This is a genomic window from Candidatus Villigracilis affinis, from assembly GCF_016705895.1.
GTDB classification, from domain to species: domain Bacteria; phylum Chloroflexota; class Anaerolineae; order Anaerolineales; family Villigracilaceae; genus Villigracilis; species Villigracilis affinis.
The window spans coordinates 80820-105684 of the sequence record NZ_JADJKT010000023.1; the positions used below are offsets into that span (position 1 = coordinate 80820).

General features: G+C 51.8%; 18 protein-coding genes. 6 read left to right on the plus strand and 12 right to left on the minus strand.

The window, feature by feature from the left end:
• Positions 1–210: 210 nt before the first annotated feature.
• The 12 genes from IPI86_RS09570 to IPI86_RS09625 all read right to left on the minus strand — a co-directional run bounded on the left by IPI86_RS09570 (position 211) and on the right by IPI86_RS09625 (position 16158).
• Complete coding sequence (locus IPI86_RS09570) at positions 211–2166, minus strand: APC family permease (protein WP_345297777.1); 1956 nt, start codon at positions 2164–2166, stop codon at positions 211–213.
• Between the two features lie 35 nt (positions 2167–2201).
• Positions 2202–2843: a hypothetical protein gene (locus tag IPI86_RS09575; protein ID WP_345297778.1), complete on the minus strand. Its 642-nt coding sequence runs from the start codon at positions 2841–2843 to the stop codon at positions 2202–2204.
• Between the two features lie 134 nt (positions 2844–2977).
• A complete protein-coding gene (locus IPI86_RS09580) occupies positions 2978–3250 on the minus strand; it encodes a winged helix-turn-helix domain-containing protein (protein ID WP_345297779.1) in 273 nt (90 codons plus the stop codon).
• Complete coding sequence (locus IPI86_RS09585) at positions 3219–3674, minus strand: response regulator (protein ID WP_345297780.1); 456 nt, start codon at positions 3672–3674, stop codon at positions 3219–3221. The genes IPI86_RS09580 and IPI86_RS09585 overlap by 32 nt, the downstream gene beginning before the upstream one ends.
• Complete coding sequence (locus tag IPI86_RS09590; protein WP_345297781.1) at positions 3671–5125, minus strand: ATP-binding protein; 1455 nt, start codon at positions 5123–5125, stop codon at positions 3671–3673. Before IPI86_RS09590 ends, IPI86_RS09585 begins: the two co-directional genes overlap by 4 nt.
• 126 nt (positions 5126–5251) lie before the next feature.
• On the minus strand, positions 5252–6685 hold the full coding sequence (locus tag IPI86_RS09595; protein ID WP_345297782.1) for a trimethylamine methyltransferase family protein: 1434 nt from the start codon (positions 6683–6685) through the stop codon (positions 5252–5254).
• A gap of 16 nt (positions 6686–6701) precedes the next feature.
• Entirely contained in the window at positions 6702–8144 is a 1443-nt protein-coding gene (locus IPI86_RS09600) for a trimethylamine methyltransferase family protein (protein WP_345297783.1), read from the minus strand.
• Between the two features lie 116 nt (positions 8145–8260).
• On the minus strand, positions 8261–9712 hold the full coding sequence (locus IPI86_RS09605) for a trimethylamine methyltransferase family protein (protein ID WP_345297784.1): 1452 nt from the start codon (positions 9710–9712) through the stop codon (positions 8261–8263).
• Positions 9713–9797: 85 nt separating this feature from the next.
• Positions 9798–10748 carry an ABC transporter permease gene (locus IPI86_RS09610; protein ID WP_345297785.1) on the minus strand — a complete coding sequence of 317 codons (951 nt, stop codon included), beginning with the start codon at positions 10746–10748 and terminating at the stop codon, positions 9798–9800.
• Positions 10749–10751: 3 nt separating this feature from the next.
• On the minus strand, positions 10752–11795 hold the full coding sequence (locus IPI86_RS09615) for an ABC transporter permease (protein WP_345297786.1): 1044 nt from the start codon (positions 11793–11795) through the stop codon (positions 10752–10754).
• A gap of 1 nt (position 11796) precedes the next feature.
• Positions 11797–13494 carry a peptide ABC transporter substrate-binding protein gene (locus IPI86_RS09620; protein WP_345297787.1) on the minus strand — a complete coding sequence of 566 codons (1698 nt, stop codon included), beginning with the start codon at positions 13492–13494 and terminating at the stop codon, positions 11797–11799.
• A gap of 204 nt (positions 13495–13698) precedes the next feature.
• Positions 13699–16158: an FAD-dependent oxidoreductase gene (locus IPI86_RS09625; RefSeq protein ID WP_345297788.1), complete on the minus strand. Its 2460-nt coding sequence runs from the start codon at positions 16156–16158 to the stop codon at positions 13699–13701.
• A 443-nt stretch (positions 16159–16601) separates the two neighbouring features.
• Here IPI86_RS09625 and IPI86_RS09630 point away from each other — a divergent pair, with 443 nt between their 5' ends.
• The 6 genes from IPI86_RS09630 to IPI86_RS09655 all read left to right on the plus strand — a co-directional run bounded on the left by IPI86_RS09630 (position 16602) and on the right by IPI86_RS09655 (position 24844).
• Complete coding sequence (locus IPI86_RS09630; RefSeq protein WP_345297789.1) at positions 16602–16970, plus strand: DUF2294 domain-containing protein; 369 nt, start codon at positions 16602–16604, stop codon at positions 16968–16970.
• Positions 16971–17100: 130 nt separating this feature from the next.
• Positions 17101–17367 (plus strand): hypothetical protein, encoded by a 267-nt coding sequence (locus IPI86_RS09635; protein WP_345297790.1) that lies wholly within the window; start codon positions 17101–17103, stop codon positions 17365–17367.
• A complete protein-coding gene (locus IPI86_RS09640) occupies positions 17364–20051 on the plus strand; it encodes a cation-translocating P-type ATPase (protein ID WP_345297791.1) in 2688 nt (895 codons plus the stop codon). The genes IPI86_RS09635 and IPI86_RS09640 overlap by 4 nt, the downstream gene beginning before the upstream one ends.
• 262 nt (positions 20052–20313) lie before the next feature.
• Positions 20314–20550 (plus strand): hypothetical protein, encoded by a 237-nt coding sequence (locus IPI86_RS09645; protein ID WP_345297792.1) that lies wholly within the window; start codon positions 20314–20316, stop codon positions 20548–20550.
• A gap of 19 nt (positions 20551–20569) precedes the next feature.
• On the plus strand, positions 20570–20893 hold the full coding sequence (locus IPI86_RS09650; RefSeq protein ID WP_345297793.1) for a GNAT family protein: 324 nt from the start codon (positions 20570–20572) through the stop codon (positions 20891–20893).
• Positions 20894–22279: 1386 nt separating this feature from the next.
• Complete coding sequence (locus tag IPI86_RS09655) at positions 22280–24844, plus strand: molybdopterin-dependent oxidoreductase (protein WP_345297794.1); 2565 nt, start codon at positions 22280–22282, stop codon at positions 24842–24844.
• Positions 24845–24865 lie beyond the last annotated feature (21 nt).

A 24865-nucleotide genomic window follows, 5' to 3' on the forward strand; every position in this document is an offset into this window, starting at 1 on the left:
ACACTGTAAATATACGGCGTATAGTAAATTTTGTCAAGGGTAAATCGTGGCATTTCGCCGATTGGACGGAATAAAAAAGGCCTCCCAGTGAATTTGTCAGCCATCACAAACTTCACCAGGAGGTCTATCTTTTCTGACATTTTTTTCAACGTGTCAGAATCATACTGTTATTCTTTCTTATTAAATCTAGTACTCTATCCCCTGCTTATCTCATTCGTGTACATGATACGGCACGTTGATAATTACAATGCCATGTTGACGCTTCAGCTGACTACGAAGCAAGTCAGCTGTATTCGTATGCAATAAAGCGGTCACGCGACTGTCTGAAACAAATTCAGGCACAACAATCGTGATGGTTTCGCCGGGCTGACGTTGACGGGAAATGGCCGAAATATATCCCAGCAAAGGTTCAAGAAAGAGTCGATATGGAGAAGCCAGCATCACAATGCGGACCCCTTCACCCCATGTCTCCCATTTCTGGCGGACCTTTTCCGCTTCCGCTGGTTCAATTGTGACATGAACCGCTGTAATATCATCTGATAACATGCGCGCATAATGAAGCGCGGCCAGTGTACCCTGATGGACACCACTCACCGGCACAATGACACGATGGCGAATGGCTTGCGGGGGAATGGCCCCGAAATTATCAAGGGAGAGCTTTTTGGCAAGCCCCTTGTAGTGATGATGGATCGAAAAGAAGATGCCCACCAAAACTGGGGTCAAAATAAGCACAACCCAGGCGCCTTCCGAGAATTTTGTGACGGCAAAAACAACCATCACAACTGCTGTGCAAATGGCACCGAACCCGTTAATCAGCATTCTATATTGCCATCCACTTTCATACTTCAGCGTGGAACCAGGCTCGACGATCTCGACACCCTCTTTCAGATGACCTATCTTCCACCAACGGCGTGCCATACCCGCCTGTGAGAGCGTGAAGGAAAGGAACACGCCAATCGCATAAAGCGGAATAAGACGAGTCACACTGGCCTGAAAAATAATGATCAACAAAGAGGCAATGACCGCCAGAGACACAATACCACGCGAATAAACCAAACGACTCCCACGATACGTGAGCTGACGCGGAAGAAAGCCATCGCCCGCGTGAAGCGCTCCCAGGCGGGGGAAATCTGCAAAGGCCGTGTTCGCAGCCATGATCAAGATGACCGTTGTGCCGGTTAGCAACATCAGGTACGGAATTCCCCTGCCTCCGTAAATCGTCCTCGCCAGTTGGGAGATAACGGTTTCCTCTTCTGAAAACACGGCGTGTACTTTTCCGGTCAAAAATGAAAGCCCGAGAAATAAAGCGCCAAGGATCAAAGACATCCACACCAGGGTAATGCCTGCGTTCTTACTGCGAGGTTCCTTGAAAGCGGTAATGCCATTGGAGATCGCCTCCACACCTGTCAGGGCGGTGGTGCCATTGGCGAATGCGTGAAGCAAAATAAAGGGCGTAATGACCGAGATCACATGGCTGGCTTCAAAATGCGGAGGGTCCACCACCATTCCCAACGAACCGGTAAAGTAGCGGAATATTCCATATCCCACAGTGGCGACCATTAGAACTACAAAGAAATAAGTTGGGATGGCAAACGCTGTGCCAGACTCTTTTACACCCCTCAGGTTTACCAACATGACCAAAAGCACTGCGATCACCGCAATCGCCACCCGATATGGAAACAACTCAGGGTAGGCAGATACGATCTGGGCGACACCCGCAGAAATGGAAACGGACACAGTCAGGATGTAATCGGTAAGCAGCGCCGCGCCCGCTGTCTGCGCTGGGAGTTCACCGAGGTTGTCACGTGCCACAATATAGGCGCCACCTCCACCGGGGTAGGCGTGAATCGTCTGTTCGTAGGAAATAGTTACGATCGCCAGCAAGGTAATAATGGCAAGAGAGATGGGAAACAGGTATCCATAGGCAATCGTCCCGGCGGCGGCAATGACACCCAAAATTTCCTGGGTGGCATATGCGGTGGAGGAAAGTGCATCGGAGGCAAACACAGCCAGCCCAACGACTTTGCCAATTGTTTGATGGGATGCATCGGCAGTGGATAAAGGACGGCCAATGAGCCAGGAACGCAAGGTACGCGGCGGTTTGTAATCAATATCCAGTTCAATAATGGAGGTTTGTGAGTTCTTATTTTCGTTTGTATTGATCATATATTCCAACTTAATTCAGGATTCGCTTTCGCGGGCTAATCGACCAGCTTGTTCCACAACCAGATCCCGCCAACTTCAGCAAAAAGGGATAAGTAGAGCAGGAGTGTATGGCTCCAATCATGCGGCAATTGAACGATCCTCGTTTGCAGCCAAAAGAAGCCGAGAACAAGCCCTATAGACCCACCCCAGGCTAAAGTTTCAGAAATCCACTTTGAAGGCAGGCGAGATTTCTGACGGAGAGCGCCATCAAGTACATAAACTGTGGATTTCAAATTCGATTCCAGAAATTGGTGCAGAGGCTTGCGGGCAAAGCCCGGGTATTGCGCCGAGAAACAGGCGATCACATCCTCATAACGCAGCTCAGAGTGAAGGGCATTCGGCCAATTGCTGCCAATTTCGACCTTTGAATCAACGAGGATATGTTCGTCCCTTAACATTGCAGATAAAGCCACAACCTGTCTGCGCAGACCTGGCTCATGTGTGGCATCCTTGCTCAGGCCAAACAGAAGGATGTGATTTCCAAAAGCATTCGCTAATTCCCTGAGTCTCCGCGCCACCATGGCAATATCCAAGTCGGATTCAGGAACGAGCACGATCAGGCGACGAACAGGTGGAAAGTCCGCGGGAGAAGCGGTGGACACAACAAAAGTGGGAAGGTTTACATCGGTCTTTTTCATATCACCTCACAGATACGTAAATCCTATCCACTGCGCATAAAACGGTGACAAAAATTCCAGGCAATCGTATAAAGAACAAATAAAAACGCCCTTTTGCAAGGGCGCTGTAAGGTAGAACATGAATTTCAATTTATTTATTCATCCGCGATGAAACGATAGCCAATTCCAGGCTCGGTGAGGATATACTGCGGGCGCTCAGGGTCAAGTTCCAATTTCTTACGCAGCTGGCGCATATACACGCGCAAATATTCGGTGTGATTTGCATCGGCCGGGTCCCATACATTTGAAAGAATACTTTGGTGTGTAAGCACACGCCCATGGTTGCCAGCCAAATAAGCCAGCAATTTGTACTCGGTACCCGTCAATTTGACTTCATCATCCCCGCGTTTGACGATGTGCCAAGCCAAGGTCGATCGTCAACTCCCCAGCCCTGACCACTTTACTTTGGGCTCCCTGTCTTCCTGCAGAATGGCGCAGCGCCACACGCACACGCGCCAACAACTCCTCGATACCAAAAGGCTTCGTCAGGTAATCGTCTGCGCCTTTGTCCAACGCGGCAACCTTATCGTGCTCGCTATCTCGTACTGAAAGAATAATGATCGGGCATTGTGTCCACTCGCGCAAGCGGATGCAAACCTCCACGCCGTCCATATCAGGCAGACCCAGATCTAGGATCACAATATCGGGTTCATTTGTCGCAGCCAGCGTAAGCCCTTCATTTCCACTGCTCGCTACGGTGACCTTAAACCCCTTTTCTGTCAGAATGGTACGTATCGCGCGCTGGATCTGCGGTTCATCATCCACGACGAGAATATGCGGTGCATTACTCATTCGGTCTCCGTGTCCATCGGAAGTTTGGGAGGCGACATGCCATCCCAGATCAAGGGCAGAGTGAAATTGAAAGCCAACCCATCGGAAACATTTTCCGCCCAGAGCCGCCCATTATGCGCTTCGACAATTCCCTTGCATATCGAAAGTCCAAGCCCGGTTCCAGTCACACGATCTGCGGCAGTGATGCGAAAGAACTTATCGAATATTCGCTCAAGGTGCTCCTGTGGTATTTGAGGACCCTGATTGCCGACCACGACATGGACAAAATCATTTTCCACAAAAGCCTGCACCCGTATCAGGGTATTCTCTGGAGCATATTTCACTCCATTGCTCAACAGGTTCGTAAATACCTGTTCCATTTGTACATAGTCCACAGGCACAAGCGGCAGGTTCTCGGACACATCCACTTCAAGGCGATGGCCATCGGTCAGGTGCTTCATACGCGCCAGCACACTCCCGACGATCTCGGCCAAAATATTCCACTCACGCTTTGGCTTAAGTGCACCCGACTCGATCCGCGACATATCAAGCAAATTGCCAACCAGAATATTCAAATGGTCGGCCTCATCATCAATGGCGGCGATCAACTCCGGCCGCACGGGAGAGTCCCAGTTAATTTCATTGCTCCGCAAACTTGAAGCCGCTGCTTTGATGGTGGAGAGCGGCGTTCTCAATTCATGCGATACGGAAGATAAAAGAATAGATTTCAAATGATCGCTCTCTTCCAGGACGCGGGCACGGGACTCTGCTTGCGCAAGCCGTGCCCGCTCAAGGGCCACAGCCCCCTGGCTGGCGAATGTTTGCAATAACCGCTTCTCGCTGGACGTTAGGGCTGGTCCTGTTCTCCAAACACGGATCGTCCCGAGAACACCTCGAGCCGCTTCTATGGGAACAACCCATTCAGGGAATCGTTGAGGCGGGCTGGCATCAGGCAGGTTAAATTCAAAAGGCTTCCCCCCCACAATGCTTACTTCAACTGCCTCCCCTTGTGAAACCGCCTGTACTTGTTTTGCCAGTATCTGCGCAATAACAAGCTCATCATGCAAGCCAGCCAAAGCGGCGCTCAATTCATAGAGTTGAGTGGCTTCACGCTCGCGCGCAGTTGCGGCGGCTAGGCTAACTTGCATCCGCCCAACCAGCTGACTGATCACAATTGCCACGATCAAAAATATGACCAGGATCACCACATCCGTTGGGCGATGTACCGCAAAAGTGTAGTAGGGTTTTATGAAAAAATAATTGAATGCCAGGAATGTCATCAATGCGCTGGCGATGCCGGGGCCAAATCCCAGAAAGGCTGTAACCAGCCCAAGCGGAACTAAGTACAAAAGTGCCACCAGAGTGGTATCCAGTGCCTCACGTAAAACGAACAAGACCGCCGTTACAAATGCGATTACGAAAAAAGCAAAAAAGTACTGAGCCGAACGCATGATAAAAGACAAGTTTCGCATGATGGATAGAGGTCATTATACCTTTTTGAACAATCCATTCACTTAAGCGGATTTGTACAATCCTTAATGAAACAGGCCGTGTATATACACGGCCTGTCATCCAACTCCTCACAGGGAAGGAAGAATCTACCCAAGTTCGCGGTCTGCTCTTATGAGGATTTCATCCAGCCTGCTCACGATCTCATCAGACAATGGGTCCAACAGCGGCCCGGCAAGGATCTCCTCCACTTTTTTACGAGCGGTCGAATACATGGACGGTTTTCCAAGCTGCAGCCATTGATCGGCTGTATGGCGATCCAGTAAGTTGGAGAAATAGACTTCCTTGCTGCGCGCAAATTCGAGCGTGGATTTACGCGAGAGGAAATTTCCGCCTGGGCCTACATTTTGAATGTCGTTGGTAAGGACTCTACCGGGAGCAGAATCCACCCCTTGAAAGATGCGCTCACAGAAATGCGCAATCTCATTATCAACAATGATCTGTTCGAGGACAAGGAGCTGGTCGCTTTCGATGACGCCGATGCCGAGAATGATATCTGAACCTGCCAGCACCGGCGGGATGGTGGTGATGATCTTCTCGAGCACGGCATCTGCCCCTGGCTCCCGTGCGTCGGCTGTGCAACCAGCTGAGGTGGAGGGAAGATCGTAGTAACGTCCCATTTCAATCAGCGCAGCAGACATCAATCCCATTTCAGGCGTGCCGCCCAAAAATGCGCCATTCCGCATATCCATTGTGCCTGTGGCGCTGCTGAAGATCATTGGGCGGCCCGGGTGTGCAAGTTGATATGTGACGATCGACGAAAGCGCCTCGGCATCGGCAAGACAAATCGCGCTGAATAGACTTGCAGGACCTGTCATACCGGGTGCAGGCATGGGAAGCACCATGATGGGGACATCCAAACTTCCCACTTCAAGATATGCATCCATCATGGGGCCATCATGAATGAGCGGGGAAACGGGACAATAGGTCAGAGAGTAGGCATGCCGCGCGCGGACTTCATCTTCGCTTCCAAGAACGGTTGTGAGCATCTCGGCAAAATACGGAGCCTGGTTGACGAAATGCAGTTCGTGTTCGCCGTGCTTCGAACAAAACTTCATCATCGCCGCCCATTCATGCAGCGGACGGGAGTAGGCGGGTTTGTCTTCGGCGGAGGTGGGAGGCCAGGCCATCACACCCATATCCATGGTTTGAAAGATACGCAATCCATTTTCGTTGTCTTTTATTGTGCCGTAGCGATGTTCACCCGTATAAAAATCCTGGGCAAAGGACCCGGTACCATCGAGACAAAACCGCGAGACAGGCGAGGGCATGGGGTAGTCGAATTTAGGATTGCGGGCTCCCAGTACAAAAGATGACGGTGTTGTCTTGAGTGCCTGCTCGACCAATTCAGAAGGAATGTATGCGATCTTTTTGTCCCAGTCGATGCGGGCGCCATTTGATTCCAATAATTTCAAGGCTTTTTGGCTGTGAAATTTTGCGCCTGTATTCTGCAAAATATTTAATGCCTCTTTGTGAATCTGTTCCTTTTCAGAATCGCTTAGAAGCTGACTTTGAAAACGCATGGGATGGCTCCTCTTTTTAAACGATCTTTATTCCGTCACGGGCGCGCTGCTCGATCTTTTCAAGTTCGCGTTCGACATTCTCATCCAAAGGCAGTGAGACGTGGGAGTTTAATATCTCCTGCACTTTTGGCTTTAACTCATCCATGAGGGTTGGTTTTCCTGAAGCAGACCAGGCTTCGTAGGAATCGCGCGCGTCGTAGTCTGTCATATATACTTCACCGTTTCGTAGTGCATTTCGTGTGGATCGGCGACTCAGGAAATTTCCACCGTGCCCAACGGAGGCAAGATCAACTTCGAGCCATTCTTCGACGCGGGTGTCAATTCCGCGCGAAAGCCGCGACGAACGATGAAATACTTCCACATCGATCAACAGTTGCTCAAGGCTGAGGAGCAAGGATCCACCCAATTGACCGGGACCCACCAACAGGTCTGGCCATGACAGCGTGGCCATCACCCAATTCAATGCGCGTTCATAGCTGGCGCGGACGCCCGGCACGTAATGTCCCGTGCTGCCAGCGGATGTTTCAACAGGCAGGCCATACGAGCGCGCCATCTCTGTTATGGCTGCGCCCATCAGGCCGTGTTCCACTTCGCTGCCTGTAAAACGGCCGGTGTATGGATCCATGATCGCAGGCGAGGCCGCATAGATGACCGGCGTACCCGGTGAAGCAGCCTGCACCAGACAAAGCATGGCAAGCGTTTCACAATTGGCCAGCAAAACAGTGGAGATCAAACTGGCGGGAGACGTTCCGCCCATCATCGGCATGGGCATGATCGCAACGGGGATGCCCCAATCGACCATTTCAAGATACGCGTCGGTGTGCTCTGCTTCGAACACCATGGGCGAGATCGGTGTGACCAAAAATGAAAACGGATTCAATTTACGGATGTTTTCTTTTCCGCCAAACACGGTGCTCAACACTTCAAGCAACCAGCGCGATTCCTCCACGGTGTGCGTGCAATCCTGCAAGTGCTTCGAAAAATTCCGCACCATCTGGCGCAGATAACCGACATAATCACCGCTTGATTTTTGAAAAAAGCCCGGGTCCACCATCGCCCAATAGACGCCCACATCATCCAAAGAATCGATCATGCGTGTGGCACCCAACCAGTCCTGATAATTTGCCTCGCGGCGTTCCCCAGTCTGTTCATCAATCGCAAAGGATGCGCCGCCATCGGCCACGAGCGAACAACGATTGGCGTTCAACGGGAATTCCCAATTGGGCCGCCTTCCACCCAAAGAGAACTTACGCGGAGCCAGTTTCAAACAATCTTCCACCATGCCGCGCGGAAAACGCACAACATGTGAAATGGGATTAACATCCGCGCCGGCCTTTTTGAGAAGTTTTCGACCCCGCTCCGTATCCACGCGCACGCCGGTGGTTGCAAGAATCGAGAGCGTGCGTTCATGAACTTGCGTGATCTCGTTATCCGATAGAACCCTCAAGTCTGTTTCCATGGTTTTCTTTCTTGAATCTTATTTCGTAATAAAACAGGCGTTCATTTACCACGAAGGCACAAAGACATGAAGACTCAAAGTTTTCTTGGTGACTTGTTGCCTTCGTGTCTTTGCGGTTACCCCAATTCTTTATCCGCTGCGGCAACGATGCGAGATAGTTCTTCCTGCTGGCTTTTTTCGAGCGGTTCGGGCTGATGATTTTCGATGATCCAGCGTACACGCTCACGCGCCACTTCAATGGGATCACGGTATTTATTCTGCGCATCCAGTTCATGGGTCACGCCGCGTACGAGGGATGTCTTCATATGAGCGCGGGTATGTTTCTGTCCGAGGAAATGTCCGCCCGGCCCAACATTTCGAATGGCCTCCATTGCAAGCGAATCATCATCTACATCCATGCGCTGTAAATATGCGCGGGCCCGCTGGTACAGGTCATCATCGAGAATGATCTGCTCGGGAAACAGACGCGTGTATGTACGTGACAACCCCATACCCGTGACGATCTCCGGACTGGCAAGCCCCGCAAGGAAGGGGTCAAGTGCAGGCTCAGCGGCCGCCTGCCATGTGCCAGTGATCACCGAGTCTGTGCCATAACAGGCGCCCAATGAAGGCATACCCCAATGATGCGCCATATCCACAACGCCATAACGGCCGCGCGCATCACGCGGATAACTGACATAGCCGCCGGTCCGCATATCAGCCCACGCCTGCATCATCGAATGATAGATCGGGCAGCCGGGGAACATCAACTGCATGAGGACAGTGGCGCTGATGATCTCCGCATCGCCCATGGCCAATGCGCCCGCCTGAGTGGACGGAGCGGTCGTCCCTAACGTTGGCATGGCCAAAAAACCGACAGGGATTCCCGCCTCTGCAAAAACCATCGCGGCCTCAATGCCGGGCTGGTCCTGCATGAGCGGCGAGACCGTACAAATCAGCGAAGATAATGGAGGCCGTTTGCGCAATTCCTCCCTGCTGCCCGAGATGACCGTCGCCATTTCCACAGCATAAGCCGCTTCACGCCCACCCATAATGGTCTCGGATTGAAAATGCTTGACCGTATTATTCCAGCCCACTTCCAATTCATGCAGCGGAGAGGTGCGCCCGCAATCCTGCGCGCTGACCATCGGCCAGTAAAAGCCGATCGACGGCAGGTAATCGGCAACGCGCGCCATCATACCCACATCCGCCTTGCTTGAAGGGCGGTATTGTCTGGTTTCGAGGTCCACCACTTCCACGCCGCAGCCATCAGTGGTGAAGTAAGTCGTTCCCTCCTGAAGGTTTAAATCATATTCGGGAAGGCGTGAACCCATCACAAAAAAACGCGGCACGGTTTTCATCGCATTGAAAACCATGTCGCGTTTTATTTTGACAATCTGAGTGGCCCGGTCAACCTGCGCGCCGTGTTCAGCAAACACATTCAGCGCCTTCTCTGAAGGGAATTTTATGCCAACATTTTCAAGGATCTCCAGCGTGGCATTCTGAAGTTTATCCAACTGCTCATCGGTGAGATACTGGACTCGAAATGCAGAACGAAGTGGCTCAAGTGCGGGTCGATTGCCAGACATACAATTCTCCTTTGTGCGAATATTTACAGTGCTTTATCGGTAAGGAACAGCTCTAACCCCGGTGCTGCAAGGAACCAAAACGTGCTTACACTTCTCCAACTTTTTCAAGCACCTTATAGGGATCGAACGCATCGCGCAAGCCATCACCGATGTAATTAATGGAAATGATGCTCAAGAAGATCATCAACCCCGGGAAGATCGCCAGCCACGGATATTTCGTGAAGTGTTCCTGCGCGTTGCTCAACAAATTACCCCATGAAGGCGTGGGCGGTTGAATACCAAACCCCAGAAAACTCAATCCAGACTCTTCGATGATCGCGTATCCGAATTCCAATGTGGCTTCCACGATGATCGGGCCAATGGCATTCGGCAGGATATGACTGGCGATGATCCGAAGGTCAGATCCGCCCAGGGCACGCGAAGCAGATACAAAGTCCGTTTCGCGAAGCGTGAGGAAGGTCGCCCGCACCAATCGCGCAAATGTGGTCCATCCAAAAACGCCGATGACCATGCTGATCGTCAGCACGTTATTGCGCTCAAATAATGGAGCATCCACCTCACGCAGAATTGCACTAAGCAAAATGAGCACAAGAAAAGACGGCAACGAAAGAAAGGAATCCGTGAAGCGCATCAGGATGCCATCCAAAACGCCGCCATAATAGCCAGCCAACGCGCCAATGGGAACACCGATCAAGAGTGAGATCACAACGACCAGCGCGCCCACTGTCAGTGAAATGCGGCCGCCGAAAAGCACACGGGTAAACAGGTCACGTCCCAGCGCATCCGTGCCCATCGGGTGACTCAATGAAGGTGCATTATTTCTTTCTGGAAGGTTCGACGCTTCAGGGTCATACGGAGAAAGCGGTGCAAGCAGGGTCAGGGCCGCCAATATGAAAATGACGATGAAGCCGAAGATCGCACCGGGATGTTTGCGGAAACGCTTCCATACGCCCGCTCCCATGCTTGCCGATTGAAAAGTAATGGCGGATGCCTGTAATTCGCCTACAAGAGGATGATTGGATTCTGGTCTGTTCATCGGCTACTCAAAACGGATGCGGGGATCAAGATAGGCATAAACGATATCGGCCAACAGGTTCGAGAGAATGATGAACCCCGCGCCGATGATCAACACAGCCAACAAAATGGGGTAATCCCGGTCAAGCGCGGCTTGATAATACAACCTGCCCATGCCCGGCCATGAAAATAGGATCTCAACGAAAATCGCGCCGCCAAAGATATAAGGAAGGTCAAGCGCCAGCAAGGTGACGAGTGGAATGAGCGCATTCCGCAGGGCGTGTTTGTACATCACCTTGATATTCGAAAGTCCCTTGGCACGCGCCGTCCGAATGTAATCTTGATGGATCACTTCAAGCATGCTGGAGCGGAGAAAGCGGGAATACCATGCCACCCAGCCAAGTGCGCCAGTGGTCACAGGCAAAATAAGGTGAAGGATGCGGTCGCCAAGGTCAAAGCCGACACTGTTGGTGGAAGTCATGCCGCCCGGTGGCAGCAATGGCTCGCCTGTAAATGGATTTTTCAACCAAGCGTAGAAGATCAAGATCAGGATCAATCCCAACCAAAACTCAGGAATGGCCTGTCCCGCAAACGAAAATGTCGTGACTGTGATATCGAAAGTGGAATACTGCCGAATGGCTGAAATGATGCCGATGGGAAGCGCGATCAGAACCGCGACTCCCATCGTGATCGTCATCAGGTAGATCGTGTTCGGAAGGCGCTGACCGATCTCGGTCAACACCGGCTGGCGGGTGCGGAACGAAAAACCGAAGTCACCGCGCAAAATGCCGTGCCTTGTGCCGTAACTATCCAGTGTTCCATCACCATCCTTATCCACCTGCATCCAATCATTCCCCACCAGCCAGACGAGATATTGGGTCGGCAAAGGTTTATCGAGGCCGAATTGACGCTTCAACAATTCCGCTTTGTCTGGATCAATATGGCGGCTCTGTCCCTGACCTGCAAGCGGTCCGCCCGGCGCAAGGTTGACCAGCGCAAAAAGCAGGACACTGAGCAAAGCCAGCAAGCCGACTGTTTGAAGCAATCGCCGAAGAATGTAGGTAGCCAAGTTACTTCAAAACCCAGTTTGCGGCGTTCCAGGTGACAAGGTCATTCGTGGAAGATTGCACGTTTTCCAGACGAACCGTGTGCGCATCGGCATTTGAAGCGGTGAAGAGCAGCAGCTCAGGCAATTCCGCATCCAAAATGGAAGCCATCTCGCAGAAATCCTTCTTGCGCTGTTCTTCATCGAGCGTGTAAACGCCGCCCAGCAGGGTATCGAATTGCTCGTTCGACCAACGGCTGTAGTTATAGCCCGCATCTGGAACAGCGGCATCTGTGGAATAGTAGCTCCAAAGATAATCGGTCGGGTCAACACCGGCATAGCCGTCATCCCAAATATCCATATCAAAGTTACCGCTTTGTTCGATGCCGCCGTCTGTTGAAGCAGCCCACAATACACTGCCCTCCACAACGGTCAGATTAAGTTTGATGCCGATCTTGCCTAACAACTCGGCAATATATTGCTGTGTCAATTCCAGGGGTTCGCCGTATTCCGCATAGGTGATGAATTCCATTTCCATCACGTAGCCTTCCTCGGCGGTTTTACAGCCGCGGCATTCACGGACTCCATCGCCGTCCGTGTCCTTCCAGCCTGCTTCATCCAACAAGGCGGATGCGGCAGCGGGGTCAAACACGGGGCGCGGAATATCGCACACATAAGGCGGGCGGAAGAATTCAGTCCAAGCGGGCTTGGCATACCCGAGGAAGAATTCCTTCGAGATCGTATCCACGTCAATTGCGGCGCGGATTGCCTGCCGCACGCGCAGGTCAGACAAAATGGGATGAGGTGTCGCCACTGGGTCGGTAGTGCCTTTGGCCGCAAGGTTGAAAAAGATACGCATCACCCAGCGATTGGTGGGGCTGGGATCCACGCTCACATTAGCCTCGCCCTGCAGATCAGAGACCATTTGCTCGTTCGTCCACATGTCGAGATCGGCGTCACCGTTAATGAGCATCGTCTTGCGCACAGATTGATCGGGAATGATACGGATCGTCACCGTATCGATGCCAGGCTTGCCCTGCTCGAAATATTTTTCATTCTTCACAAAGGTCATATGGTCGCCATTGACCCATTCGGTCAAAACGAAAGGCCCGTTGCTTAATGGCTTGCGGGCACATTCCCACGAAGCAAATCCCTGCGAAGCATCGCAGTAATGCGCAGGCCAGATCACAACCTGCTCGCCGCCAAACTGGGTCAGGTAACCAGGATAAATGCTATTGTAGGAAATCGTGAAGGAATGGTCGTCCACTTTCTCCACACTGTCGATATAGTCAATGCCTGGGATCCAGCCACCCGTTTCGGGATTAATGATCGATTCGTAGGTGAAGATCACATCGTCAGCGGTGACAGGAGTTCCATCCGCCCACTGCACATCCTCACGCATTTTCCAGGTCACGGTCATTGTGCCTGCGTCCTCATTCATCACAACATCCCCGTTTTCAATGGTGGGGAGTTCTGCCGCCAATTCAGGGAAGACCTTGCCTTCGGGGTCAACATCACTCAACCCCAACATGACCAGTTCCATCACGAGGGCATCGTAACCCGTATCGGCAATAATGGGGTTGAAAGAGGGTGGGTCTTCAGGGATGACGATCGTGATGCCGTTCTGCGCGGAATTGGCAGGAGCATTTTGCTGGCAACCAAGCAAGCTGGTCACCACGAATATAATAATAAAAAACAACGATGTAAGTTTCAGTCTGTACATCTCTCCTCCGAAATGGCGTGGATTTGTTATTACGATTATATGGGTCGTGCTTTAATTTCCGAAATTATTGCATACTTTACCTTATATGTCATGTGATTTTAATCTCTGTTTTGCGGATGTGAACCCGCATCCATCCCAGCCGACAGTTGATCGGCGAACAATAAAAATTCTCTCCCTGGAAGTGAGGACTTAAGTCCGTACTCCTCAGGACTTCACTCTTTCATTCTTCGGGTCATACAACGGACGCAATGATGCTTTTGCAGAATACATCACGTTGTTGACCTCAACCTCAAACTTGCTGTTCTTGATATATTCCTCGTTGATCGGCTCATCATCCTCAATGATGGACAGTCCCACCGCCCCACCCAACGTAAACCCATACGCCCCAGAGCGGACGTAGCCGACGATCTTTCCGTTGCGATAGATCATCTCACCGTAATACAGCAAAGGCTCGGGGTCATCCAGAATCAATTGGATGAATCGCTTCTTGAGCGGACCTGCTTCTTTTTGTTTGAGCAGTGCTTCCTTGCCGATGAAACCGTTCGGCTTGTTGAAGTCCACAAGAAAGCTCAAGCCTGCTTCGAGCGGAGTATCCGTCAGATCAATATCGTGACCGTAATCGCGATAGCCTTTTTCGATGCGGAGGGTGTTGAGGGTTTGCATCCCTGCCAGTTTCACGCCCAAGTCTTTGCCTGCTTCGAGAAGCGCGTCAAACGTTGTCGGCGCAAATTCGGTGGGGATGTATAACTCGTAGCCAAGTTCACCCTGATACGTCACGCGGAACGCCAGCGCCTTCGCATAATGCACATCGATCTCTTTCATGGACATGTACGGGAAAGACTCGTTCGACAGATCCGCGCTGGAGAGGCGGCTGAGCAACTCACGGGATTTCGGTCCCTGCACGTTGATGAGCGCATACGCCGAAGTCATATCCACGATGAAGACTTGCTCATCCGCTTCGATGTGACGCTTCATCCACGTTTCCACATGGCGATGCGCAAGGTCGGAGCAAACCACCATGAAGGATTCTTCGCCGATGCGGGTGACGGTCAAATCCGCTTCGATGCCGCCGCGGACATTCAGCCACTCGGTATAGACGATCTTCCCGACTGGCACGTTGATATTGCTGACGGAAATTCTATCGAGCATCTTTTGCGCGTCGCGTCCCTGCACAAGGAATTTGGACATCATCGAAGTGTCCATGAGAATCACATCTTCGCGGCAGGCTTTGTGTTCGGCGGCGTTGTACTCGAACCAGTTCTGCCTATCCCAGCTATATTTTTCAACTTTGGCTTCTTTTCCTTCGGGAGCGAACCAGTCCGCATATTCCCAGCCCGCGGACGAGCCAAAGAACGCGCCGAGCTTCTCCAGCTTCTCATGCAAAATGGATTTGCGCACATTGCGCGCCGTCTGCAACTGCGAGTTGGGGAAAGTCTCCTTGTACATCATGCCAAGAATTTCCACCACACGGTCATTCAAATAGCGCTGATTATTTTGATACGGCAGCATACGGTCAATGTTGATCTCGCCCACATCCAGCGGCGGGACTCCGTCCACGATCCAATGCGCGAGGGTGTGACCGACTCCGCCGCCGAGCAAAATGCCGAGCGAGTTCATACCAGCGGCCACGTAGAAATTCTTCAATTCAGGCGCTTCGCCGACGAGCATGGTCATATCGGCGGTGAAACTTTCGGGGCCGCAGAATAGTTTTTTGATGCCCGCTGTTTTCAGCACAGGCACGCGCTCCATCGCGGCTTCGATATACGGCGACATGCGATCCCAATCAGGTTGAATTTCTCCGAAGGCAAAGTCTTTGGGAATACCATTCACGCCCCACGGTTTGGCAACAGGCTCGAACAAGCCGAGCATCAATCCGCCCACTTCTTCGCGGAAGTAGGAATACGTGTCCACATCTTCGAGGATGGGCAGGTTCGGATGCACGCCTTCGATGGGTTCGGTCAGCAAATAATAATGTTCGGTGGCTTGCAGAGGGACATCCACACCTGCCAGCGCGCCGATCTTCCGTCCCCACATGCCGCCGCAGTTGATCACATATTCGGCGGCAATGGCGTGACCTGTGGTGGTGGTCACACCCACAGCGTAACCATTCTTCTTCGTAACAGAAGCAACTTCAACGTTCTCAAAGATGCGCACTCCCATGTCGCGCGCGCCCTTCGCAAGGCTCATGGTCACATCCACAGGGTTGGCGCGTCCATCGTCGGGGAAATAAAATCCAGCGGTCACACCTTTGGGGTCAGCCAGCGGCCAGAGTTCCTTGAATTGCGATGGCGTAATCTCTTGCGCCTCGATGCCAAGCGAGCGGGCGAAGGCGGCGTTCTTGCGAAGAAATCGCAAACGAGACGCAGAACTCGCAGCCTGAATGTAGCCGATCGGTTTGAATCCAGTGGAGACGCCAGTTTCTTTTTCGAGGTTGCGATATAACTCGCGGGTGTAATGCGCAAGTTCGAGCATGGTCTCGGTATAAAATCCGCCGCACACCACCAGCCCCGCGGCATGCCATGTGGTTCCAGAGGTAAGCTGTTTGCGTTCGAGAATGACGACATCCGTCCAGCCAAGTTTTGCAAGATGATACGCCGTGCTGCATCCGATAACCCCGCCGCCAATAATGACCACCCGTGCCTGTGTAGGAAGAACCTGTTCCATTTGCCGCTCCTGTGTAATGAAATGGTGTTACAAAGAACTCCGCTGCCTCAGCAAAGGATACAGGAATTTTATATTTGGGGCAAGTGGTAAAAAGATCAGAACAAAGAAAGTGTTCAAAAAACGACTGCAAACCGGGTTGACTTGTGTGTCTGCATCCTGTATACTCTAGTTACTCCGATGGGGAGTAGCCACCCGTCTCTTCGGGATGGGCAGTCGTCATGACGGAAAGAGATTTCCCGGCTGTCTGAAATGAAACGCAAGACCATCGCTTTCTATAAGCGTTGGTCTTTTTTGTTTTTCAGGAAAGGTGTACAGCATGAAAGCATTTCTGGTATTCAGGATATTGGACCTCATTCTAATGATTACCTACGGCGCTGCGCTCGCCTATTACGCCATTCTTCATGGATTTGAAAAAACCGTAAAACAGGCGGTACAGAATGATTATGAAATCAAAAACCCGCGGAGAAGCTGAAGCGGAAATCACCCAGGCATTGGTCAGGTTCGAGAAGGAATATCTCGGGCATGGCCCGGTGGATGCACGCACATTCTTCATCAACGACATGGTCCTGATCCGACTGCGCGGCGTTCTTACAGCAGCAGACCGCAAGCTCGCAGAAACCACCGAAGGACAGGCATTAGTCAAAGAGACGCGCCGTAAGTTGTTCGAAACCTCACGCCCGGTCTTCGATGAAATGATCGAAAAAATTATCGGCTGTAAACTTATCAGCTTTCATACAGATATGAGCGCCAAAACGGGCGAGCGTGTGATCGTATTAACGGTGAGCACCAATCTCGATACACTTTATCGGTAGGCACAATCCAACTCCGGAAGACAAGGCGAAGCGCAAGCCTCTAAAGAAGCAGGCGAGTCGCATAGTAGGCCGGGATTCCTCTCATGGATGGGAGGAATCCCGGTTTGTGTTTTACAAAAAAGGAGATGACATGTCAAAAGCAACTTCACATTCCCTGCACTTCCCTGGATTTCGTCGGATCTGGAAGCCTGCCGCCATTACCGGCGCAGGCGGCACGGCAGTCGCCATCTGGTTCGAAGAGATATTAATGTTCAGCCAGGAAATCCTCGCACTGATCTTCCTGCCCATCATGGCGGGAGTGATCTATCTGCTGGATATTTCCATATTCAAATCCCGCCTTCCGTGTCGAGAAGATATGGAACAAACCACCCACAAAGGAGCAAAAGACAGCCCATGACCCCAAAATTCTGGCACACCCTCATCCTGGATGAGGTATTCCTGCATTTAAAGAGTCAGCCCAACGGACTTGGCAAAACCGAGGCAGACCTCCGCCTGGCGAGCTATGGTCCCAATGAATTACAGGCCGCTCACCGAATTTCGCCGTGGGAAATTTTGCTGGAACAATTCAAGAATGTGCTTATTTTGATCCTGCTTGGGGCCACGGCGATTTCTCTTTTTCTCGGGCATGGCGTGGAATCGATTGTCATTGCGGTCATCGTGCTGTTCGCTGTGGTGCTGGGATTCGTTCAGGAGTATCGCGCCGAACGCGCCATTGAGGCCTTGCGGAAGATGGCGGCACCCACAGCCAGTGTCCTGCGGGATGGGGTGGAGATCAAGTTGCCGGCACGGGAATTGGTTCCCGGTGATGTGATCCTCCTGCATACCGGTGACCGCATCCCGGCAGACGCACGCCTGCTTGAGTCGGTCAACATGCAGGTGGAGGAAGCTGCGCTCACAGGTGAATCGGTCCCTGTGGAAAAACACATCCAGGCATTGACAGACGAAGACCTTTCACTCGGTGATCGCAAGAACATGATCTATGCAGGGACGGCCGTCACATACGGGCGCGGACGTGGAATCGTAGTAGACACCGCCATGCAGACAGAGTTTGGCAAGATCGCTCAAATGCTGCAAGCCGTTGAAACAGGTAAAACACCCCTCCAACAAAATCTCGACAGGGTTGGCACAGTGCTGGCGCGCGCCGCATTTGTGGTTGTAGCAATTATTGTTGGACTGGGGTTAATGCGCGGACAGCCGTTCATCGAAATGCTCATCTTCGGAATTGCATTGGCAGTGGCAGTCGTCCCTGAAGCCCTGCCTGCCGTGGTGACAATTTCTCTGGCAATCGGTGTACAGAAGATGGTAAAACGCCACGCACTCATCCGACGGCTGCCAGCCGTTGAGACGCTTGGCAGCACCTCGGTCATTTGCTCGGATAAAACAGGCACATTGACCAAGGATGAAATGACCGTGCGCAAGATATATTCCGGCGGACAGATGTTCAAAGTTTCGGGTGCGGGATATGCCCCGGAAGGCGTGTTCTCCATTAATGGAGGGACGCCTGTTCCTCCTACAGATGCGCTCAAACAAATGTTGACTGCCGCCACCCTTGCGTCGGACACGCAGATCTTTAATGGAGAAAATGATTCGGGTAGTTACTGGGATATTAAAGGCGATCCAACCGAAGGCGCGTTGGTGGTCGCAGCGGCAAAGGCCGGGCTGCAGAAAGAAGCACTCGAGACTGAGTCGCCGCGGGTGCACGAGATCCCATTCACATCCGAAACAAAACGCATGACCACCCTGCACAAAACAGCGGAAGGTGTAATGGCCTACGCCAAGGGTGCGCCAGAGATGATTTTGGATGGATGCGATTTTGTGTTGACTGAAAATGGCGTTACAGATTTGGATGCCTCAGGCCGTGAGCAGATCTTGAATCACGCGCAGGAAATGGCAAGCGACGCTTTGCGGGTGCTGGCAATCTCTTCGAAATCAAACGCCACACGTGAAACTGCAGAATCAGGAATGACGTTTTTGGGGCTGGCAGGCATGATCGACCCGCCGCGCATGGAAGCGAAGGAAGCAATCGCCATTTGCGCCGAGGCGGGCATTCGCCCAGTGATGATCACTGGCGATCATCCTGTCACTGCACAGGCGGTTGCGCGTGAACTGGGCCTGCTGCGCGACGGCGGTCGTGTGATGACCGGTGCAGAGTTGGAAGAGTTGACTGATGAGCAATTCCACCAGGAGGTTGAAAGCATCAGTGTTTACGCACGGGTATCGCCCGCCCACAAATTGCGCGTGGTGACCGCCTGGCAGGCGCATGGCCATATCGCCGCCATGACGGGCGATGGCGTGAACGACGCCCCTGCTCTTAAAAAGGCAGACATCGGCATCGCAATGGGAATCACCGGCACAGATGTCACAAAAGAAGCCGCAGCCATGACACTGACCGATGATAACTTCGCTTCGATCGTGGCCGCCGTGGAGGAAGGACGCGGCGTTTTCGGCAACATCAAAAAGTATTTGATGTACCTGCTTTCCTCGAATATCGGCGAGATCGGATTAATGGCAGGCTCGGCGTTGTTGGGATTGCCCCTGCCTTTGACAGCCGTTCAAATTCTGTACGTGAACCTTGCAACTGACGGTTTACCCGCCCTTGCGCTTTCGGTTGACCCGCCCGAAAAAGATTTAATGAAGCGCAAACCGCGCGATCCACGCTCAGGGATTTTCACACGCCCCGTGGTTATATTGATGGTCCTGGGCGGCATCTGGTCTACCATGGTCAACTTGGGATTATTCACCTGGGCGTTGAACTCCGGGCGCGGCCTCGAAGAAGCCATGACAATGACCTTTGTATCGCTGGTGCTGATCCAATTCTTCAAAGCCTACAACTTCCGCTCAGATCGTCACTCAGTGTTGAACAAACCGTTTGCCAATAAGTGGTTGAATTTGGCCGTAGGCTGGGAAATGGTTTTGCTTGTGCTGATCATCTACCTGCCTTTCCTGCATGAGGCCTTCAGCGTCTATGCCCTGCCCTGGATGGACTGGTTGATCGTCAGCGGACTGGCCGTGACCATTGTGCCCGTGCTCGAAATCGCCAAGTGGATGGAGCGAAGAGGTTGGTTCGGTGTAGTGGATTAATGGACGAACACTTGCCAATCTAACAGAAGCAACCGAAATTTATCTCGAAGACTTTTACAAAACGATCTTGTAAAAGTTGAGAAGTAATCTCAATCGGAGTCGAAAGGCTCCGATTTTGTTTGACTACAGTTGGATGTAAAATATCCCCACGACAACTTTCTCATCAACCGATCTCAACATCGCCGCGTGGACACGCGCAGCACACAGCTGGGTTGAGATCGGACAGGTCGATTCTTTACCGTGAAAAAGAGGATCGTTTGACATGACCTTATTGCACATCACCACAGAACGGCTGGTCTTGAAGCCGCACACACAAAACAGCCTGGTATGGCTGAATACCACCTTCAACAACCCCGAGGAGGATTACTTCAATGGAGATGACCCTCCCAGGGAGAGCCCCGAACCGCTCGAGGTGACGCAGAAACTGCTCGACCGCATCCTCAACCGCCCGCCAGATGCAGACATCATCGACTACGCCATCCATAAAAAGGGACACTGATGAGTTGATCGGCTGCGGAATGATCGCCCACATCAATCACTACAACCGCCGTTGTGACCTGGGAATTGGGCTGGGCTGGAACAGGGATAACTGGGGCAAAGGCTATGCCAGCGAAACCCTGCAAGCCATCGTCGCCTATTGTTTCAATGAACTCGACCTGAACCGCATCGGCGCGGAAATCTATGAGTTCAACGAACATTCCATCCGATTGTTCGAGCGGAATGGGTTTCGCCGCGAGGGTGTCTTTCGTCAGTATATTTTCAAGGACGGGATATTCAAGGATGAGTATCTTTACAGTCTGGTGAGGGAGGATTGGGAGAAGCGAGCAGGCGCGGACAGGTAAAATACCCCATGACAAATTTTTCATCAACTACCCACCCCCTCCTGCCTCCCCCAAATCCGACACATTAAACGTTTGGTTGGCATATATAATTTTCATCGTCGGATTTGGGGGAGGTGCCCGCTAGGGCGGAGGGGGTAGATTGAAATTGGACAAGATGACGATTCCCAATCCTTCGTCCGTGCGCTGGACATGGGCGGAATGGTCTGGGAAGGTAAACCCAAATACAAAACAGTGGACGCTGCCCTTGATGATTGGACAACCTCAGTGGCGCTATGGGCAGAATTTATCAACCCAATTGATCCAGAGATCATTTCAATAGTAAATTGTCATCGATAAACTATTGTGACAAATCAAAAATTGCTTTCCTGTTTAAACAAAAACATTTGGACCTTGATTTGACTTGATGACTTGGAATTGCTCAAGCTAATAAATTGGAGGTTTCAAATGGCAAGCTAAAGGGAGAAGCTTTATAAATTTTATGTTACATGTCAGAAAATAGGGAAAATCTAAGTCTGGTGAATTCATTGATTGATTTTCATCAGACGAGTAAATCTTTTGATATGAGATTCAAAAATGAATAAATTTGATAATTTCTCAATGAATTAAGTGGAGATGAAACGGAGGGTTTTGAGGTATCTGTTTGAAACCCTGGAGTTAATGAAAACCTTTAGGAAACACTAAAAAGATGAACAATATGGATTTATAGGCAAAATTTTGTGGTTCAGCAAATTTTTTGTACTGGATATGGTTTATTGATAGTTGAACAGAGTGTTTGGAATGTTCAAAGATTTTAGAAGTGGATAAGCAATTCGTTTAGTTTTGGGTGGTTAAACTAAAAATGGACCTTAAATTTCATGCAAAGATTCTTGGAGATAAATATGGACAAAGAGTTTTTTCAAAATGTTAGTAAAGGTTTGGCGTTTTGTTCAATATGCCTTTGAGATAATAGACTGAAGGTTCTTGGTTTGCAGAAATGACATCTGTGAAACAAATCATTGTTGAAGCATTTCCAACAAACATGTAGGCAATATCCTTTTGATGGGGTAACATATCAATTATTAAAACTTGTTTGATACAGTCTTCATAACTTTCTGACTAAAATCAGAAAACTCTTATGAAGGTAGGCGAAAAATGAACAGGAAGTCTAATTGCGACAGATTATGGTCTAAAATTAAAGCAAGGATTTAATGCTATTTCAGAAAAGATTTGGATCCTGATAATAAAACAGTGGTTTACCCGACCAGTTTTGATGGCTTTGTGAACAAAAGCGACTAAATGAATGGCCTGTGTTCCATTATCAGTACGTTATTGCAAGTTACAGCATCTGTTGCAAAATAGGGAGGATAATCACTACCTACCCATCCTTATTTCTCCTACACTTGGGATATGAGCCGTCCCAATCTCCAATTACCAATTACCAAAATCCGCGTCGGCTGCCCCGCCCACAACTGCGGCGGACGTTGTCTGCTGATCGCGCACATCGAGGATGGAAAAATCGTCCGCCTCGATACCGATGACCGACCCGACACGATAGCCGCTCCGCAGTTACGCGCCTGCGCCCGCGGACGTGCCTATCTGCGCCGACAATATCATCCCGATAGGTTGTTGTATCCGCTGAAACGGGTGGGGAAGCGCGGCGAGGGGAAGTTCGTCCGCATTTCGTGGGACGAGGCTCTGGGCGAAGTCTCCAGCCAGATGGTTAGAATCAAGTCCGAGTACGGCAACGATGCGCTTTTCGTCCCGTACGGCACGGGGAGTTATAACCAGCTCAACGGGTCACACGTCGCCCGCCGTCTGATGAATCTCTTTGGCGGCTGTCTCGGCATTTACAACTCCTATTCGTGGGGCGCGACCAACATCGCCACGCCCACCGTCTACGGCACGCTCGTCACGGGCAACCAGCGGCAGGACTGGCTCAACAGCCGCTACATCATCATGTGGGGCTGGAACCCCGCCGAGATGCGCGACGGCACCAACTCCGATTACTTTGTCAAACTTGCGCGGGAAAACGGCGCGCGCGTGGTTTGCATTGACCCGCGTCACTCGCTCTCTGCCGCCGCCCTCGCCGACGAGTGGATTCCCATCCGCCCTGGCACCGACGCCGCGATGATGAGCGCGATGGCGTACGTGATGCTGACCGAAAATTTGCACGACGCCGATTTTGTCCGCACGCATTGCGTCGGCTTTGACGCGAGTCAAATGCCCGTCGAGGGCGCCGAAAGTTACTCCGATTACCTGCTTGGCGCGCGCGACGGAATTCCCAAAACGCCCGAATGGGCAGAAGCCATCACCGCCGTCCCCGCCGCCACCATTGCGCGGATTGCCCGCGAGTACGCCACGTCCAAGCCCGCCGCGTTGGTTCAGGGCTACGGGATGCAGCGCCGCGCCTATGGCGAGCAGGTTGTCCGCGCGGGCTGTGTGCTGGCGGCGATTTCGGGCAACGTGGGAATCTCTGGCGGCTGGGCAAGCGGATTGGGATTGCAAGCGGACGATGGTGGACCTCACTGGACTGTTTTTCCGCTGGGAGAGAATCCTGTCCGAGCGAGCATCCCCGTCTTTCTCTGGACTGAGGCTTGTTTGCGCGCCCAAGCCTTGACCTCCGCTGAGGGAGTCCTTGGCGTGCCGCGCCTGCAAAATAATATCAAGTTGATTTATGCCGTCGCCACGAACTGCCTCATCAACCAGCACGCCGACGTGAACCGCTCCGCTGAAATTTTGCGCGACGAATCCAAAGTGGAGTTCATCGTCGTGCAGGATAATTTCCTCACGCCCACAGGCATGTTCGCCGACATCATCCTGCCCGCCTGCACGCAGTTCGAAACCTGGGGCGTCGAAGACGGCTGGAAGTACGGCGACGAAGTGATCCTGCAACCCAAACTGGTCGAGCCGCCTGGCGAGTCAAAATCCGATTACCAAATCTGCGCCGACCTCGCCGAGCGACTCGGCATCCGCGAAGCCTTCACCGAAGGACGCGATGAAAAAGATTGGGTGGATTATTGTTTACAGGTTTTCAGGTCAACCCGTTTTCCTGAGTTGCCAACTCTCGATGAGTTCATCGAAAAAAATCTTGGCGCGTATTCCAACCCCGTCACAAATCCAAAAATCGCCTTCGCCGATTTCCGCGCCGACCCGACGAAATATCCGCTCAACACCCCCAGCGGCAAAATCGAAATCTTCTCCAAAAAACTGCACGACATGGGAAATCCCAACGAAATCCCCGCCGTGCCGAAATATATTCAGGAATGGGAGAACCCATTTCGGGCTGAGCGGAGCTGCGAAGCAGCGCAGTCGAAGCCCCTTGTTGGTCAAAATGCAATTAACCACGGAGGCACTGAGACACCGAGAAAACCAAAAGAAAAACTCCGTGCCTCTGTGTCTCAGTGGTTAGCGGGTTTGCGTGAAAAACGCCCTTCGACTCCGCCGCCAAAAGAAGGCGGCTCCGCTCAGGGCGAATACACTTTGCAAGCCATCGGACATCACACCCTTGCGCGAGTCCACTCCACGCACGCCAACAACGACTGGCTGCAAGAAGCATTCCCGCAACGAATATTCATCAACTCGATAGACGCCGCCGCAAGAGACATCCACGACGGCGACCTTGTCCGCGTGTGGAATGAGCGTGGAGAGTTGGTTATCCCTGCCAGAGTCACCCCGCGCATTTTGCCTGGCGTGGTGGACATTCCGCAGGGCGCATGGTGGAAACCCGATGCCAACGGCGTGGACCACGGCGGCTGTATCAACGTGCTCACGTCCCATAGATGGACTCCGCTGGCATTTGGTTCGACTCAGCAGACGATTATGGTGGAAATTGAAAAACGGGTTGGACGGTTGAAGGTGATTGATGGTCCTTCAACTACGTCCATCGTCGGGGTTCAAAATGACCTACGCCTTCACCTTCGACTCAAGCGCGTGCTCTGGCTGCAAAGCCTGTCAGGAGGCGTGCAAGGATAAAAATAATTTACCTGTCGGCGT

What these genes read in the sequence shown, in the direction of transcription:
- IPI86_RS09570 (WP_345297777.1), bottom strand. Translation starts at nt 2,166, where the DNA reads ATGATCAATACAAACGAAAATAAGAACTCACAAACCTCCATTATTGAA.
- IPI86_RS09575 (WP_345297778.1), bottom strand. Translation starts at nt 2,843, where the DNA reads ATGAAAAAGACCGATGTAAACCTTCCCACTTTTGTTGTGTCCACCGCT.
- IPI86_RS09585 (WP_345297780.1), bottom strand. Translation starts at nt 3,674, where the DNA reads ATGAGTAATGCACCGCATATTCTCGTCGTGGATGATGAACCGCAGATC.
- IPI86_RS09590 (WP_345297781.1), bottom strand. Translation starts at nt 5,125, where the DNA reads ATGCGAAACTTGTCTTTTATCATGCGTTCGGCTCAGTACTTTTTTGCT.
- IPI86_RS09595 (WP_345297782.1), bottom strand. Translation starts at nt 6,685, where the DNA reads ATGCGTTTTCAAAGTCAGCTTCTAAGCGATTCTGAAAAGGAACAGATT.
- IPI86_RS09600 (WP_345297783.1), bottom strand. Translation starts at nt 8,144, where the DNA reads ATGGAAACAGACTTGAGGGTTCTATCGGATAACGAGATCACGCAAGTT.
- IPI86_RS09605 (WP_345297784.1), bottom strand. Translation starts at nt 9,712, where the DNA reads ATGTCTGGCAATCGACCCGCACTTGAGCCACTTCGTTCTGCATTTCGA.
- IPI86_RS09610 (WP_345297785.1), bottom strand. Translation starts at nt 10,748, where the DNA reads ATGAACAGACCAGAATCCAATCATCCTCTTGTAGGCGAATTACAGGCA.
- IPI86_RS09620 (WP_345297787.1), bottom strand. Translation starts at nt 13,494, where the DNA reads ATGTACAGACTGAAACTTACATCGTTGTTTTTTATTATTATATTCGTG.
- IPI86_RS09625 (WP_345297788.1), bottom strand. Translation starts at nt 16,158, where the DNA reads ATGGAACAGGTTCTTCCTACACAGGCACGGGTGGTCATTATTGGCGGC.
- IPI86_RS09630 (WP_345297789.1), top strand. Translation starts at nt 16,602, where the DNA reads ATGAAATCAAAAACCCGCGGAGAAGCTGAAGCGGAAATCACCCAGGCA.
- IPI86_RS09635 (WP_345297790.1), top strand. Translation starts at nt 17,101, where the DNA reads ATGTCAAAAGCAACTTCACATTCCCTGCACTTCCCTGGATTTCGTCGG.
- IPI86_RS09640 (WP_345297791.1), top strand. Translation starts at nt 17,364, where the DNA reads ATGACCCCAAAATTCTGGCACACCCTCATCCTGGATGAGGTATTCCTG.
- IPI86_RS09645 (WP_345297792.1), top strand. Translation starts at nt 20,314, where the DNA reads ATGACCTTATTGCACATCACCACAGAACGGCTGGTCTTGAAGCCGCAC.
- IPI86_RS09650 (WP_345297793.1), top strand. Translation starts at nt 20,570, where the DNA reads ATGATCGCCCACATCAATCACTACAACCGCCGTTGTGACCTGGGAATT.
- IPI86_RS09655 (WP_345297794.1), top strand. Translation starts at nt 22,280, where the DNA reads ATGAGCCGTCCCAATCTCCAATTACCAATTACCAAAATCCGCGTCGGC.